At 42.1% G+C, this 16,055-nt stretch carries 16 protein-coding genes; 12 read left to right on the top strand and 4 right to left on the bottom strand.

The features are described from left to right. Positions 1–75 precede the first annotated feature (75 nt). The 4 genes from HC246_RS25490 to rnc form a co-directional block, all read right to left on the bottom strand. Positions 76–927, bottom strand: coding sequence for a hypothetical protein (locus tag HC246_RS25490; protein ID WP_211167681.1), 852 nt, complete (start codon positions 925–927; stop codon positions 76–78). Positions 928–1,531: 604 nt separating this feature from the next. Further along, on the bottom strand, positions 1,532–2,443 hold the full coding sequence (locus HC246_RS10820; protein WP_169363396.1) for a glycosyltransferase family 2 protein: 912 nt from the start codon (positions 2,441–2,443) through the stop codon (positions 1,532–1,534). A gap of 97 nt (positions 2,444–2,540) precedes the next feature. Further along, entirely contained in the window at positions 2,541–4,181 is a 1,641-nt protein-coding gene (locus HC246_RS10825; protein WP_318655922.1) for a glycosyltransferase, read from the bottom strand. A 574-nt stretch (positions 4,182–4,755) separates the two neighbouring features. Then, positions 4,756–5,544, bottom strand: a complete 789-nt coding sequence (gene rnc, locus HC246_RS10830; protein WP_225902940.1) for a ribonuclease III — start codon at positions 5,542–5,544, stop codon at positions 4,756–4,758. On the opposite strand from rnc, the gene HC246_RS10835 reads away from it, so the two are divergent. The 12 genes from HC246_RS10835 (at position 5,543) to HC246_RS10890 (ending at position 15,456) form a co-directional block, all read left to right on the top strand. After that, positions 5,543–6,880: an ABC transporter substrate-binding protein gene (locus tag HC246_RS10835; protein WP_169363397.1), complete on the top strand. Its 1,338-nt coding sequence runs from the start codon at positions 5,543–5,545 to the stop codon at positions 6,878–6,880. The genes rnc and HC246_RS10835 overlap by 2 nt on opposite strands. A 105-nt stretch (positions 6,881–6,985) precedes the next feature. Further along, a complete protein-coding gene (gene ebsA / locus HC246_RS10840) occupies positions 6,986–7,375 on the top strand; it encodes a type IV pilus biogenesis protein EbsA (protein ID WP_169363398.1) in 390 nt (129 codons plus the stop codon). Between the two features lie 169 nt (positions 7,376–7,544). Further along, positions 7,545–7,808, top strand: coding sequence for a hypothetical protein (locus tag HC246_RS10845; protein ID WP_169363399.1), 264 nt, complete (start codon positions 7,545–7,547; stop codon positions 7,806–7,808). Between the two features lie 197 nt (positions 7,809–8,005). Further along, the gene (locus tag HC246_RS10850; protein ID WP_169363400.1) at positions 8,006–8,446 is read left to right on the top strand and encodes a hypothetical protein; all 441 of its coding nucleotides are present in this window, start codon (positions 8,006–8,008) and stop codon (positions 8,444–8,446) included. 30 nt (positions 8,447–8,476) lie between these two features. After that, positions 8,477–9,415 (top strand): hypothetical protein, encoded by a 939-nt coding sequence (locus HC246_RS10855; protein WP_169363401.1) that lies wholly within the window; start codon positions 8,477–8,479, stop codon positions 9,413–9,415. 115 nt (positions 9,416–9,530) lie between these two features. Then, a complete protein-coding gene (locus HC246_RS10860; RefSeq protein ID WP_169363402.1) occupies positions 9,531–10,475 on the top strand; it encodes a hypothetical protein in 945 nt (314 codons plus the stop codon). Between the two features lie 48 nt (positions 10,476–10,523). Then, positions 10,524–11,774 carry a glycoside hydrolase family 19 protein gene (locus HC246_RS25495; RefSeq protein ID WP_211167682.1) on the top strand — a complete coding sequence of 417 codons (1,251 nt, stop codon included), beginning with the start codon at positions 10,524–10,526 and terminating at the stop codon, positions 11,772–11,774. Between the two features lie 51 nt (positions 11,775–11,825). Further along, positions 11,826–12,620, top strand: a complete 795-nt coding sequence (locus HC246_RS10870) for a Uma2 family endonuclease (RefSeq protein ID WP_169363403.1) — start codon at positions 11,826–11,828, stop codon at positions 12,618–12,620. Further along, positions 12,610–13,188 (top strand): AAA family ATPase, encoded by a 579-nt coding sequence (locus HC246_RS10875; RefSeq protein ID WP_169363404.1) that lies wholly within the window; start codon positions 12,610–12,612, stop codon positions 13,186–13,188. The genes HC246_RS10870 and HC246_RS10875 overlap by 11 nt, the downstream gene beginning before the upstream one ends. A 62-nt stretch (positions 13,189–13,250) precedes the next feature. Further along, positions 13,251–13,820, top strand: a complete 570-nt coding sequence (locus HC246_RS10880; RefSeq protein ID WP_318655923.1) for a type IV pilin-like G/H family protein — start codon at positions 13,251–13,253, stop codon at positions 13,818–13,820. A 195-nt stretch (positions 13,821–14,015) separates the two neighbouring features. Next, the gene (locus HC246_RS10885) at positions 14,016–14,600 is read left to right on the top strand and encodes a type IV pilin-like G/H family protein (RefSeq protein WP_169363405.1); all 585 of its coding nucleotides are present in this window, start codon (positions 14,016–14,018) and stop codon (positions 14,598–14,600) included. Between the two features lie 271 nt (positions 14,601–14,871). Continuing rightward, complete coding sequence (locus HC246_RS10890) at positions 14,872–15,456, top strand: type IV pilin-like G/H family protein (protein ID WP_169363406.1); 585 nt, start codon at positions 14,872–14,874, stop codon at positions 15,454–15,456. The last annotated feature ends 599 nt before the right edge of the window (positions 15,457–16,055 follow it).

The raw sequence follows: 16,055 nt of genomic DNA on the forward strand, positions 1-16,055 counted from the left end.
GGAAAATTCTAGCGATTTTTACGGCTGGTTAAGGTTTGTAGCGATCGCTTATTTATTTATGGGCGCAGCGATCGCTCAAGCTTCTTGGGGTTGAATCACCAACACACGCACTTTGGAATCAGTTGTGGCAATATCTGAATCTACAGGATCATTTTGATTTTGTTTTAAATCAAGTTTTAATCCCAGAAACTCTAAGGATTGACAGACAAGCTCACGGACTATCTCTGAATTATCACTTAATTCGGACGTAAATACGATCGCATCCATACCACCTAAACTCATCAGCATAGAACCAAGGCACGATCGCAAGCGGTGAAGATAAATATCCAAGGCTTGTTTTGCCCTAGAGTTATCTGTATCAATAGCTGATCCTACGGATCTCGGCTCTGATGAAACCTCAGAAATATTCACTAAACTTGATTTTTGATCAGCCTCTACCCCAGAATCTGGTTCATTGTCCTTTCGCATCATTTCATTTAAGACGTTGGAATCAACGGAGCCAGAACTATAGTCAATCATCAATCCTTCTAAAGGCGTGAATCCAGTAGCCGTATCAATTATTTGACCATTATGAATGGCGGCAAGAGAACAACCATTGTCTAAATTGCAAGTAATCAATCTCAACACTTTGATATTACACTCTAAAACTTCAGCAGATTTTTGAGCGCAATAATAATGGCTACTTTCATTCAGTCCATAATGTCTTTTATCAGATTCTACGGGAAGGCTAGAGAGAGTGGAAGCAGTAGCAAGCTCAGAAATATTTTCTAGCTTATTGTTATCAATCTCGGCACTTTTTAGGGAAGGCTTGTAAGCAATTTCTTGCCAGTCTAAATCTAACCTTGCACAAATTTCAAAAAATGTATATCGCTCAATTGGTTTGCCAGCAAAAAATCGCCAGATTGGTTGCCGCGTTTTAACACCCACTTCAGTGGCTAAATATTCTTGAGTCCAGCCATTGGAATCAAACCGCTTTTTAGCTTTTCTGATCCCTTCTGGTGATGCTTTTAACGATCGCTTAGAAATAGCAAAAACTCCTTTTCATAATTTAAAAACCAGAGAGATTTTTGAAAGTGTGGCTTCGCCACACTTTCAAAAATCTCTCTGTAATACTTCAAGCTTCAACAGGCTGTAGTAATACTTTATTGATTCTAGACAAAAGATATTAGCTCTAACGTATATATTTGTAATGAAATCAAACATCTAATACAAATCAAACATTTGCTAATTAAAATGTATAACTTAAAGAGAAGTGTTTGATTTTAAATCAATATAACCGTCTTAAAATCATCACTTTATAGGCTTGTTTTACATGTCTTTAATCTTTATAAATCCCAAAAGGAAAAGCATTGCCTAGCAATGCTTTTCCTTTTGGGATTTGAGAGAGGGTTGGCTACGCCAACCCTCTCTCAAATCTCGTTTCAAAGAACTAACAAACAAGAAACTTATGAAAGCGCGGCGAAGCCGCGCTTTCATAAGTTTCTTGTTTAAGATCCAACAGGCTGTAGGCACATCCTACATTTAATTAATCCTATTGCCCTTTGATTAAAACCGCTTCACGATAGGCAGCGTATACACCCTTGACGTTATACCAATTTAAGAAAATTCTGGCGACCTCGAGGGCGAGTTGAGGCTTACCTTGATTGATTAGCCATGAGAGTAATGGACGTAGCGATCGCTCATTGAGCAAACCGCCAAGCGACAATACACCCCATAACACCACATGAATCCATGTCATCTGGATCATCATCTTCACTTCCCATGTGGGATGCTTTTGATAAAAGACTACGCCCATGCGTCCACGCTGAGCCTCGACATCGACAAGGCGAGGTAATTGCTCAATCGTAAATGCTGGATGCCAATGATAGCCGACGGCATCGGGACATTTAATCAGTTTTAATCCTAAATTTTTCAGGCGCACACCCAGTTCCAAATCTTCCCAGCCGTATTGACGAAAACTAGTATCAAACTTGCCTGCCTCAATTAACCAATGCTTGGCGATCGCCACATTCCCCGTCGCAAAAAAAGCATTGGATAGATCGGTAATCTTGATTGGCTCCGAGGTGGGATTTTCAAAATTGCTGGTATTGATCACTCGCCCATAGGTAAAGGCGCGATCGCTACCTGCTAGAGCTTTCGCATGGGACGATAAAAATACAGGTGTAACGACGAGATCGCTATCGATAAATACAATCGTTTCGCCTTGAGATACATCTATCCCAGTATTTCTAGCGATCGCTGCACCTTCATGATTTTGCTGAAACAAGCGCACATGGGGAAACTCAGTTGTATGGCTCTGCAAAAATTCTACCGTGCCATCGGTAGAGCCATCATCAACGACCACGATTTCGTAAGGCTCTGTAAAATCTTGCGCTTCCATAGCCTGCAAACACTTTTGCAGGATCGGTAAGCGGTTATAAGTTGGAATAATAATTGACCACATATTGACCAGTATATCGCGGTTGTTAATCCTAAATGGGTGAGAGAGTTCATCCCATTTAAAGAAAAAAGGGGGCGCTTAGCGCCCCCTTTTTTCTTTTTTAATTTCGTGATTGTTGCCAAGATTGCCAGAGGGTCAAACCACCGACGTAGCCATAACTCAACGCATACAGCACCATAAATGGCAGAGTCATGTATAGACCCTTGTTTAGAGCAATCACACAGGCGATCGCACTATAAGCACATAATCCCAGCTCGATCCATGCGGTTGCATCAAGGGGGATCTTGTACGCCTTGTTTTCCCAGCGATCACTCTTGTGTTTAATGTCAAACTTAGGAGTGCGTCGAAAATTTGCGCCCGTATTCGACAAACCTGCAAATACGGCTCGGCTATTGCTCCAAGAAATGCCAGTACCCAAAATTGCTAAGAGGAAAATCCGACCAATACGGCGATACCAAGATTTTGGGTATAGATCCTTTTGAGCATGGAAATATAAGAATGGGGGGCCAAAGATTCCGGGTAACACAATGATTGACCAAGCACCCTCAATGGAATTTCTCAAGGAGACTGTCTCTGGTGTTGTTACCAACATCAGAGGAATTGAGATCAAAATCAAGATCAACATCAAGGGATGCGCTGAGTATCCTGTTAAATGCATTGTCGCTTGGAATTTCACCACAGGACTAAGATCAGCTTTCCAGATTTGACCAATTAATTTTTTGGCGCATTGGATACTGCCCTTAGCCCAACGAAATTGCTGCAACTTGAAGGCTAGCATCGCCACAGGCAATTCCGCAGGAGCAACAATATTGTTGTCGTAAACAACTTTCCATCCCTTGAGTTGAGCACGATAGCTCAAGTCCATATCTTCGGCGAGGGTGTCGGCATGCCAGCCACCCGCATCAATAATCGCTTGGCGGTTCCAAATACCCGCAGTACCATTAAAATTCAAGAAATAGTCGTTATTGCAACGCGCCTGTTGCTCGATCGCAAAGTGACCATCAATGCCTGTTGATTGCAACTTCGTCAGCAATGAATACTCGGAGTTGACATGTCCCCAACGGGTTTGGACAACGGCAACCTTGGCATCAGGATTATTCACATAATGACGGATTGTATCCTTGAGCCAATTTGTCGAGGGGATAAAATCTGCATCAAAAATCGCAATGTAATTTCCCTGCACCAAAGGCATCGCATCTTGCAAAGCACCAGCTTTAAAGCCAGAACGGTTGACACGATGGATATATTCAATCCAAAAACCTTTATTTTGATACTCTTGGACAGTTTCACTAAGAAGGGTCTGAGTGTCGTCAGTGGAGTCATCCAGTACTTGAATTTGCATCCGATCGCGTGGATAGTCCAGCTTGCAAACTGCATCTACTAATCGGCGCGAAACATAGCGCTCATTAAAAATTGGTAGCTGTACTGTGACAACAGGCAAGGCTTCTGTCGCAACTGCGTAATGTTCAGAGGGATCGACTGCCAACACGTAATTGGAAAAGTTGCTGGCAAAGCTTTTGTCGAGGCGAAATTGATCAAAGTTATCGAAATTATCGAAGTTATTGACAGCGATCGCCCCTGAACTCGATGACGGCGACGCTGTAACTTGGGCTGTTTGGTATTCTCTGGCAGGGCTGAGCTTCGGCAAAACAAGCTGTTTCCGCAGAGAACGTCTAGGCTTATGGACAGCAGTGAGCCAATAAGCATTTAGCCCATAAAGTAGTAGCCACACTGCTGCCACAGTGTTCAGGACGGCTAGGATCGCTATTAGTATCAGAATGACTCTTGACTCCTTCTTACCACACGAAGCACCAATCTTAAGGATTGATTAAACAAATTAAAGTAGCACACTAAGAAATATTACGATGCTTACTCTGTATTTGTAGAAAAATTTACGATTTGGCACTAAGTATTTATACACCTACCTATGAATCTTAATAAATAGTTTGGGAATTTACCAAATATCCGAAGAGAGAAAAATAAAAAATGAAGCTTTGCGCCACTTCTTAATTTTTAACTGATGTTACGTGGAAGGAATTCCTGCGATGTTGAAGGATTGGGGCTGGCACGGGGGCTCAGCCCCTACCAAAATTTAAATTATTCAGGTACGGGCAATCCCCCTTGGTTGCCCCGCTGTGCTAGCAGCAAAAAATTTATATCCTGAGTTCCACGTAACACCAGTTTTTTAAGTAACGTCAGTTCGGGTTAATCTGGCAAATTTTAAAAGCCCAAAAGTAAAAGCCTTGCATATCAAGGCTTTTACTTTTGGGCTTTGAGAGATCTCAAAGCCCGTTTCAAATTATCCCGAATTCGCGTTAAATTTCTAGTTTAGACATCTCTTGGAGAGCGATCGCGGCGGCTTCCTGTTGTGCGGCTTTAATACTTTTGCCCTGTCCCTTGCCCCAACAGCGCTCATCAAACCATACTTCCACAGAAAACAAATTACTGCCCTCTGATGGCACATTACGATATTCAGGCAAGCGTTTCCAGCGTCCCTGTGTTAACTCCTGTAACGCAACTTTGTAATTACCCAATGCAGGAATAGAAAGTAACGCTTCCGAAAACCTCTGCATATGAGGATCAAGCCATTTACGAATAAAGGCTAAATCTTGGGTGTTGATATATAGCGATGCCATTAAAGCTTCAAGGGCATCGGCAAGTAGAGATCGCAAAGCCTGCGAATCATTCCTTGCGGCATTAGACACTACGACATACTTTTGTAATTCATAGCTACTGGCGATTTCTGCTAAAGTCTTGTCACTGACTAGATGCGATCGCAAAGCTGCTAAATCCCCCACAGAGCGATCGCCATAACGTTCTTGCAAAAATAAACTCACCGATAGACGCAAGACACTATCACCGACAAATTCCAATTGATCGTTGTTATAGGCAGTCGAAAAGCTGGGATGTACCAAAGCGCGATCGATTAATAACCAATCAAAACCATGAGGTTTGACCTGTTCTAATTTTGCTTGCTCTAACCCCATTTGTGCTAATAAACGGACTAATTCCCTTTGGCGGCGTGGATCAATGGTGGATGACATGAGCTTTGCAGATACAATTACAGCAACTTTATCAACATGATCGTAGTTCATCGTAACCATGACTAAAAGGTTTTTCTCAACACTTTGTCTGGCTCTACTCGCTACCGTAACCACGATTTGGATCGTAGCCTGTCAGCCTAACACCCCACCAACTTCAAATAGCTCCAGTCCAACTAGTTCGACCAAATCCACAGCCCCAACTACCACAGGTTCGGGTGGTGGCGGCGTAAAAGACACCCTGCGTTTAGGAGCCGTACTACCCGCTACAGGAGATCTCTCGTCGATTGGCGCACCGATGATCAAATCCATAGATTTCCTTGTCGATACAGTAAATAAATGTGGTGGTGTCCTTGGTAAGCCGATCGCTTATTTTAAGGAAGATGATCGCACCGATCCCCCCGCAGGTGCAGAAGCAACTACCAAATTAGTGAAGGTCGATAACGTTGGCGGTATCGTTGGTGCATTTGCTAGTAGTGTATCAACCGCAGCCTTAGCGATCGCTGTCCCCAATAAAGTCGTCATGGTTTCCCCCGGTAGCACCAGCCCTGTATTTACCGAACGAGCCAAGAAAGGCGAATTTAATGGCTATTGGTATCGCACTGCCCCACCTGACACCTATCAAGCTCTTGCCCTTGCTAATCTTGCTTACAAAAAAGGTGCCCGCAAAGTCGCCACCCTCGTAATTAACAATGACTATGGCGTAGGTTTTGAGAAATCCTTCGTGGCAGCCTTTGAAAAGCTCGGTGGCACAATCGTGAACAAAAATAAGCCCACTCGCTACGATCCTAAGGCAACCACCTTTGAATCTGAAGCGAAGGGTGCATTTGGTAGCAAACCCGATGCAGTTGCTGCAATTCTCTATCCCGATTCTGGTGGTGCAGTAATTAAGGCAGCCTTTGAGCAAGGTTTAACTAAAGATGTCAAAATCTTGTTGACAGATGGCGTAAAAACTGAAGACTTTCCTAAACTTATTGGCAACACACCTGAAGGCAAGCTCATCCTCGCGGGCGCACTTGGGACTGTTCCTGGAGCCGATGGCAAGTCCCTTGACACCTTTACTAAAGCCTTCAAAGAAAAGACTGGTCAAGACCTTGGCGCATTTGTGCCCCATTCCTATGATGCGGCGGCACTGATTGCGATCGCTGCCGAGGCTGCTAAAGATGGTACTGGCGAAGGCATCAAGAGCAAGATTCGTGAAGTGGCTAATGCCCCTGGACAAGAAGTCAGTGATGTTTGTGAAGCCATCAAGTTAGTCAAAGATGGCAAAGACATTGACTATCAAGGTGCAAGCGGCAATGTTGATCTCGATGAATATGGCGATGTCAAAGGTAGTTATGACGTATGGGAAGTACAACCCGACGGCAAAATTAAAGTAATTGATCGCGTTTCCCCATAATTAATTGTTTAACCCGCTTTAAGCGGGTTAAACAATTAATTAATTAAAATCTGCTACTCTTTGTTGTAAAAATTTAGGCATACCTCATATAGAGACTCCACATCTATGGCGATCGAACTCAAAGCTGCTCCTCCGCAAGAAGTTTCCATCTACATGCCCTATTACCGAGAGCCCAATAAGCGTCAAGCTCTCCCCTATGCAATTTCTTTATATAAGCAAGGTGAAATCACGGGCGAACGTCATGTTGAGGGTAGTCCCGCAATTTCTTTTATGGCAGTGTGGCGTGTGGCAAATTTACCCGCCGACATCACACTATGTCGAGTCACCTTTGAAGGTGATGCTGACATGAGCTATGAAATGACCTTAGAAAATACAGAATTTGTCGGCTATTTAATTGATGTTGTTTCTAGTATTCGAGACAAAGGCTATGTCGATTTTCCCCAAATCTTTTATAGCAAGCTGTTTAGGATTAAATTAGCTGGTGCTGAAGGCTAATTTGTGGGTCAATTAAATTTTGCCAATTTTTAAATAAATGGCAGATCAAAAAATATCAATTAATGTATAATCCTAAGCTCAAATCTTGCCAAAAAAAACAAAGTCAGCTACAGTCCTGATGCAGCTTTTCCAAAGGCAAAAGAACAGTCAATTTTAAGGGGACTACATTGTGACATATGCCGCCCAACGCCTTGAGCAACCTGAGCGCCAGCCCGAAACTGTCGCTAAAAAGGTCGATCCGATGATTGTCAGAGCCGCCAAACAAATTTATCGCTATTATGCTGATTCCTATGCTGCACAACTGCCGCGACCTATGGGAATTGCCATTAACCGCATAGATATGAGTGGTAAGCTCATTTACTCACAATTAATTTTGCTACCACAGGAAAGTTTTGTGCCGATGGAATTAATTGAGTTATCTGATTATCATTAAAAATTACTTAAAGATTACTTAAATCCACCCAATTATATTTAATTGATAGAAAATTAATTTATAAGTTTTTGATTGTGAGTTTTGTATTGTGAGCAATTGCACTACTAGGCGATTAAAGGAAAATTAAATCTATGGCTTAGTCTGTTTAACTGGCTTAAGCTTTAGCTATCTTCACCAATATATATCGGTTATCAATTATGACATATGCCAATTCTTCAGTAACGGTTACAGCAACTGCAACTGCATCAGTACGTTTTCAAAGCAAACTCAAGGAATCTAAAAACTTTGGCGATGCTTTGATGGAAGTTTTCTCAGATTTGGTGGAATTAGAAATTGTGACTTGGGTTGCCCATGAAGGAGATACCACCCATAAGCCCGGTAATCGTTTAAAAACAACGATTAATTTAATTGATGGTGACATCGAGAATGAAATTGGCGCAGATTTTTTACAGGGTTCTCCCTATGCTGAGTTACGCGGATTTCATGAAACCCAAGTCGAGAAGGGCGCAGAGACGATCGCTAATAATCTCAAAACCTTAGTAGATATTGGTCAGAAAGTTACAGGGCTACTAGCAGGTGAACATGAATCTGCAAACTCTGCCAGTTTGAGTAGCGATCGCTTACCCAGTTACGTCTAGTTTGGCGCGTAGGAGCGCTTAGGAATCTGTATGCAAGTTGATAGGGCTACAAGCAATTCAAGGAATGCCGAAGATGCTGCGAATCAGATAAAGTCTAGGCGTGACAAGCCGACTAATAAGTCAGCATCGGATTTGACGATTGTTGGTAAAGACAATAAAGCGACAACAGCACCATCCAAAGACGGTGAGGGACAAAGTACATCCCTGAACAACTTTCGTGAAACCCTGAAGGATGTTCTAGAAGAAATTACTTCCCTAGAAGTGAATACAATGATCGTCGGTAATATTCCGATGAAAAAGTTTGATGCTAATGAGTTTTATCGTCAGTTAACCGACAATATTAAGTACAAAACTGAGGAGGGACTACAAGATGTAAAGGAATCCCTCCTTGATCGCAGTACCCAACTTAAGCAAAAAGGTTTTTCTCTGCCTCAGCAAACATCAACACCTCTACTACCTAAAGAGGCTGCAATTATAGAAGAGTATCGAGCAGAGCTAACTCACTATAACCAAGACCTAGAGATCTACAAAGAGGCTGAGTTTATTTTTAATGAGCGAAAAAATTCCCTAGATCAAAGCGAAAAAGAAAAATTTCTTTTAGAAGAATCTTGCTATATCGAATTGTCTAGGCAGTTGAGAAAATTGGAACTCAAAACAGATGCTAAGGGCAATGTCATTATTGACGGTCAAGCAATTCGTTATTTCCGAAAGATGTGGGAATTTGAACAGTCAGTTTTGAATGGCGATCGCATTTATGCCCAGACAAGGTTTGCTCTTGATGGAGATTTGACTAATCGCTTTGTTGATGATTTGTTCATGCCTAGTAAAAGCAAAATCGATCCCAAGATGACCCAGCTTATTTTTGATCTGCATCGCCAAGGTGTAGAAAATGCTCAAAAACAATGGTCAGGCTTGATTGAAACCTGTGTAAATCTAGTAAAAAGTTTGATGCCATTTAGATCCAAATAGAGATCCAAATAGAGTGAACGTACTTTGCGCTCTCAATTCTAAAAAATCCTAGTAAACTTGAGCGTGCAAAGCACGCTCAAGTTTAAAAAATCCTATATAGCAATATGGAGTTAAGGTGGCTGCGCCTGAGTGGTTGGCTATTGTCGAAGAAGAAATTATTGTGCGTCTTAACCCAAAAGTTTTGGCTCAAATTGAGGAGGATACTTCAGGGTTTAGCGATCGCCATAATCGTGATGGGGACATTATCTATAAATTCAATAATCAGGAATTATTGCAAGTCTTAGCTTCGAGTGTTGGCATTACCCCCTCAAGTCAGGGCGCGATTACTATTTGGACTTATTACAACGATTTACCTGATAAGTCTAGGAATGCAGGTGCGACTCAATTGTCAGAGACAAAGCAAGCGCCAATCCTAAGGACATTAATGAATGTCGATGGTGATCTCAGTCAAAAGGTTTGTCAAGATATTTTGCAGCACCCCCTCAGCGATCGCATTTTAAAAGCCCATAGTTTTATCGTTGGACAAATTTCTCGCCAATTTATTACAGCGATTGAGGATTATGTTGAGGCAAAATTGCGCCCTTTTGCGATCGCCACTATTTCAATGGTGACTGTTTTGACATGGTGTGAGCCATTACGACAACATTTCCACTTGTCAGATGCTCTCATCGGTAATTGTTGGAGCATTATCATTGTCGCTCCAATTACAGTGTTGATCATTTGGTGGCTGATCTCTAAGTTGCCCTTTCAATTACCTGATGTACCAAAGTCATTACTGGATATCGGTAAGTGGTTAGTTGCGATTTTAGAAAGCCGTTTTCTCCAAATTGTGGCGATCGTGTTTATTGCCGCTTTAATTTTGAGTTGGCTAGCTGTTAATTTTGCCTTACCCGCCAACGCACCGTTGAAGCTCAGCATAGACAGCATCCAAAATTTTGCTGAACCATATCTACCAATTGCGATCATCAGTTTACGCAAGGTGATTGTGAGTGCTCTTGGCAAAATCTTCTTCCGTTATTCTTTCTTCGTAAAATTGATTTTTGGGCGTTTCATTAAATAATGATGTAATAGAGACTGATGTAGATCTCTATTACATCCCCCTAAGACGATGAAACAAATTGAGATTTGGCGATTGCAAGCTGCGGCAACCCTTGCCTTTCTTGTTCCGAAAATAGCAGGCAATGCTCCCACTGCTAATGATGGTTTAGTCGATGATCTGGTAAGAACGCTGAATAATTTACCTGCTCGTCCCGAGGCGCGACAGCCCTATGCAGGTATTTTTCCTGCGGCAGATCTCCCAACTTGGCGCAATCGTGCCGCCTTGACCCTCCAAACTTTAGTGCCCAAAATTCAGAATATTGAAGGTAGCGTCTATGATGGCGCGATCGATGACTTGATTCGTTTTATTCGCCAATTGCCATCACGCCCCACAGGTCGCGCTCCCTATTCAGGACTATTTGCACCCGCAGATCTTGCGACATGGCGCAAGCAAGCATCCCAAACGTTAGTTGCCGCGATCACTAAGATTACCGATCCCAAGTACACCGATGCTGATAGCAAAATTGATGACTTAGTTCGTGCTATGAGCGGATTGCCACTGCGTCCTATCCTTCGCAAACCCTATGAAGGTCTTTATCCAGCCCCCAATCTTGTCGCATCCCGTCAATTAGTTGCCAAGCGTTTACAACAGTTAATTGATGTTTTGAAGGATGATTTCAATCCCAAAGATGTACTAGTCGATAGTACGATTCGGATCTTAAATAATTTGCCCCCTCGTGCTGCTGATCAAGAACCCTATGCAGGTTTATATCCCAAAGCTGAAGTTAATGCCCCTGTAATTACCCAAGATCAATTAAGAGCGATCGCTCCCTATTCCAATTCCAATCGCCTAAACCAATTGCTCCCTAACTTGAATACAACCATGCAGCGCTATGGTATTACTACGCCATTACGCAAGTCGCATTTCATTGCCCAGATCGCCCATGAAAGTGATGCCTTTAATACCAATGAAGAATATGCCTCTGGTGCAGATTATGAAGGACGCAGAGATCTAGGTAATACCAAAGCAGGCGATGGGGTGAGATTTAAAGGTCGTGGCTTAATCCAAGTGACAGGACGTTCTAACTATGCTGCGTGCGGTCAAGCCCTCGGTGTGGACTTGATCAATAATCCTCAACGTTTAGCTGATTTTGACCTTGCTTGTCTCAGTGCAGGTTGGTATTGGGATACGCGATCACTCAATGACTATGCCGATAATGATGATGTCCTCCAAATTACCCGCATTATCAACGGCGGGCTGAATGGTCTAGACGATCGCCAAGCCTATCTTGCCAGAGCCAAACAAGTATTCGGGATTTAGAGTGGTTGTAGAATAGATTGCATATTTACAGGTTTTGGCGAGGGCAAATCTATGACTCTGCAACCTTTAACCCCTGAAGCAGCGATCACGTCAAATACACTTCCAGAGATCGACTATCCCGACAGTGATGGCAATCCCATGTCTGACAACACCGAACAGTATCGCTGGATCGTAATTATTAAAGAAAATCTAGAGATCATGTTTGCTGATGATCCAAATGTGTTTATTGCAGGGGATTTGCTCTGGTATCCCGTCCGCCATACCCAAAAACGATTTGCCCCAAATGTAATGGTGGCAATTGGTAGACCCAAGGGGCGGCGAGGCTCCTATAAGCAATGGTTAGAAGATAATATTGCTCCCCAAATCGTATTTGAGATTTTATCGCCTAGCAATAAAGATCGCCGAGGGATTGATTCCCTTGAAGAAAAATTTGATTTTTATGAAACTTATGGCGTTAAAGAATATTACATTTACGATCCAGACGAGATGATCCTAGAAGGTTGGCAAAGGGTGGGCGATCGCCTAGTCAAAATACCATCAATGATGGATTGGGTTAGCCCACTTTTGGGTATTAGATTTGACTGGACAACTGGACAAGAACTAGTGTTATCTCGCCCTGATGGTCAGAGATTCTTATCTTCGATCGAGTTGGATCGTCGTTTACAACAATCAAAAATCCAAGTTTGGCAAGAACAACAACGCGCTGAGCAAGAACGAAAACGCGCCGAAATTCAGCGTCAACGTGCCGAACAAGAAAGTCAACGTGCCGAACAAGAAAGCCAACGTGCAAATCGTCTTGCTGCTCGTTTACGAGAATTAGGTATAGACCCTGACGATGAACTTTAAGCTTAATGGTAATCTCGGTCTGTGTGGGGCGCATCGCACTGGAAAAACCACATTAGCGATCGCCCTAGCAGATCGCCTCAATATTCCCTTTATCCGTACCACCACTAGCCAAGTTTTTGCCCATCTAGGTTTAGATCCTGCGGAACCAATGGATTTTAAAACGCGGCTATTTGTCCAAAATCATGTCCTAGATGCTGCCGAACAAATCTGGCAAAATTCTGCAACACCTTTTATTAGCGATCGCACCCCCATCGATATGATCGCCTATACCCTCGGTGATATCCAAGGCAAAACCGAGGTAGACTTTGACTTACTCAATCAATATATAGATCGGTGCTTTGCCAGTACTAATCAATTTTTTCAAAATCTTGCAATCATTCAACCTGGAATCCCCCTTGTCTACGAAGAAGGCAAAGCAGCGCTAAATGCTGCCTATATTGAGCATATTAATGTGTTGGTAATTGGGTTATGTGGCGATCGCCGCCTCACCGCCGATGTATTTTGTAACGATAGAGAAGCGATCGACCTCGAAATAAGAATACTTAATATTTGGGATCGCTTTAAATGACGAAAAAATGGGTAAATTGATCATTAGGACAAGGGGTCAAAGTTCGTCGCAGGTATGGGAAAGTGGTATTCAATACGTTGGAATATATCGTTGGTTTAGGGCTTCGCAATCGCCGATTCCGCAATGCTCAAAACCTCAATGCGTGGGGATTTACGTTAATTGAGTTGCTCGTCACAATGATTATTATCGGCATTCTGGCTGCGATCGCCCTGCCATCATTTCTCAATCAAGCTAACAAAGCCCGATATGCTGAAGCTAAATCCTATATTGGGACAATGAGTCGGTTACAACAGGCATATTACCTAGAAAAGCAGATATTTGCGGGCACTATGTCTCAATTAAGTTTAGGCGCAAATACATCATCTTCCAATTTTACTTATGGCATTGTTACAGGCGATATAAATGGTAATACTAGCCCAATCCAATTGGATCAAATTGTGACAAATGTGGCAACGCCATCTGCTGCGAATACTATTAAGTCTTATGTTGGCGTTGTTGGTATACCTGGAGTCGTCAGAATCGATACAGTTTTTTGTGTTGCGAATTCTCCAAGTTTTATTCCTGCGCCTGGATCTCTGAATATTACCAGTCAAACAATGGTCTGTCCTGTTAACTTCACCATTGACCAGTAATAGAATCCATTAGATAAAGAAGAAGAGATAGTGAGTCTCTTCTTCTTTATTTCGTTCTGCGAAATTTAAGTAAGCCCAGCAGAAAACTTTCCCAAAAATATTTTTTCTCTCAGTGATATCATCCTGTTTTTTTGTGGGTAAGTTATTTTCACAACCAAACAGTTAACGTTCTTGACGTACACGGGATAAAGAATTATGAAATCTGAATTCAAGACCAAGCTCATTCAACACATCCTCAACAAGAAGAATGATGAAAAAGGCTTCACCCTGATCGAACTTCTCGTTGTTATCATCATCATCGGTATTCTTGCAGCGATCGCACTTCCTTCATTCCTAAACCAAGCATCGAAAGCTCGTCAATCTGAAGCTAAGTCTTATGTTGGTTCCGCAAACCGTTCTCAACAAGCTTACTACCTAGAAAAGCAGCAGTTTGCCACTGACCTTCCTACATTGGCTCTAGGTATTGCTTCTAGTACCTCTAACTACGCTTATGCTACAACTGGTTCTACCAAAGGTGCAGTCGGCACAAACGCAAATGCTTTTAGTACTGGTCTACCTTCTGCAACTAACTTGAAAACTTACGTTGGTGCTGTTAGTGTATCCACTCCTGCTGGTAGTAATGAAGCTACAACTTTGGCTACCCTTGGAGAAGGCACTCTCGCTAACGTTAACGGTGGTATCGCGACTGGTAGTGTAACTTTAGCTAACTCTTTTGTAATTGCAACCAATGCGGCTCCAGCAGTTGTTACTGGTAACAGTGGATTTGTTGCAGTTAACTAATCAAATTAGATGTATCCATTGTAATGTTTGCTAATTTGGACTCTCTCCATAATCTGTTACTCATTACATACAATATTGAATAGTTACACTAATAGAGAGGGTGGGGTATTACCCACCCTCTCTATTAGTGTAACTGTGGAATGGAAAAACACATCTGAATCTTATGAGAAAAGATTCTTCTTCCATTGCCTTAATTAATCCAAATAATTAAGGCAAGCTTACAATCGTTGCCTTGATTGACATCCTTAGACATACACGGGATTAAAGAATCATGAAATCTGAATTCAAGACCAAGCTCATTCAACATATCCTCAACAAGAAGAATGATGAAAAAGGCTTCACCCTGATCGAACTTCTCGTTGTTATCATCATCATCGGTATTCTTGCAGCGATCGCACTTCCTTCATTCCTAAACCAAGCATCGAAAGCTCGTCAATCTGAAGCTAAGTCTTATGTTGGTTCCGCAAACCGTTCTCAACAAGCTTACTACCTAGAAAAGCAGCAGTTTGCCACTGACCTTCCTACATTGGCTCTAGGTATTGCTTCTAGTACCTCTAACTACGCTTATGCTACAACTGGTTCTACCAAAGGTGCAGTCGGCACAAACGCAAATGCTTTTAGTAGAGGTCTACCTTCTGCAACTAACTTGAAAACTTACGTTGGTGCTGTTAGTGTATCCACTCCTGCTGGTAGTAATGAAGCTACAACTTTGGCTACCCTTGGAGAAGGCACTCTCGCTAACGTTAACGGTGGTATCGCGACTGGTAGTGTAACTTTAGCTAACTCTTTTGTAATTGCAACCAATGCGGCTCCAGCAGTTGTTACTGGTAACAGTGGATTTGTTGCAGTTAACTAATCAAATTAGATGTGTCCATTGATTATTTGGTCGAGCATCAAGAAAGTGCTACTGAATTAACTACCCTGTCGCAAGCGAACGGGTTTTAGAAAATATTTTGTTTGCACACATTGTTTAGTATGGCAACTTCTATCTTTCGCTGCAAAGCGTTGGAGAATTTATCATTAAATACAATACAGTGCTTTGTGCTGGATTGAAACCCAGAGAAATTGTTGAAAGCGAGTTTTCGCGCTTTCAACAATTTCTCCCTTTTAATCCTCAAAAGGCTTAAACTAAGCAGAGGGTGAGTAATTAACCCACCTTCTGCTTACTATTGATTTAGGCTAGCTATTATCAACTTATCCTATCTACCATTAGTATAATAGCGATGTTTATTTTGTCTAAGACAGAATAAACTTTCCTAAGACATTGCCGAAAGTGCTTTTTTGTTTACAAATGAACATATGCTTATTTGTAAACTGATATACAATAATCGTGTTTTTAGTTCTAACGTATATAGATTTTATGAACATCGAAATGTCTTTTTCTCCTGAATCTATCCATCCATCTGAACTAGCCAAGGAAGCTCATAATTATTACCTTGAAGGTAAATATGATGT

The organism is Pseudanabaena yagii GIHE-NHR1 (genome assembly GCF_012863495.1).
GTDB classification, from domain to species: Bacteria; Cyanobacteriota; Cyanobacteriia; order Pseudanabaenales; family Pseudanabaenaceae; genus Pseudanabaena; species Pseudanabaena yagii.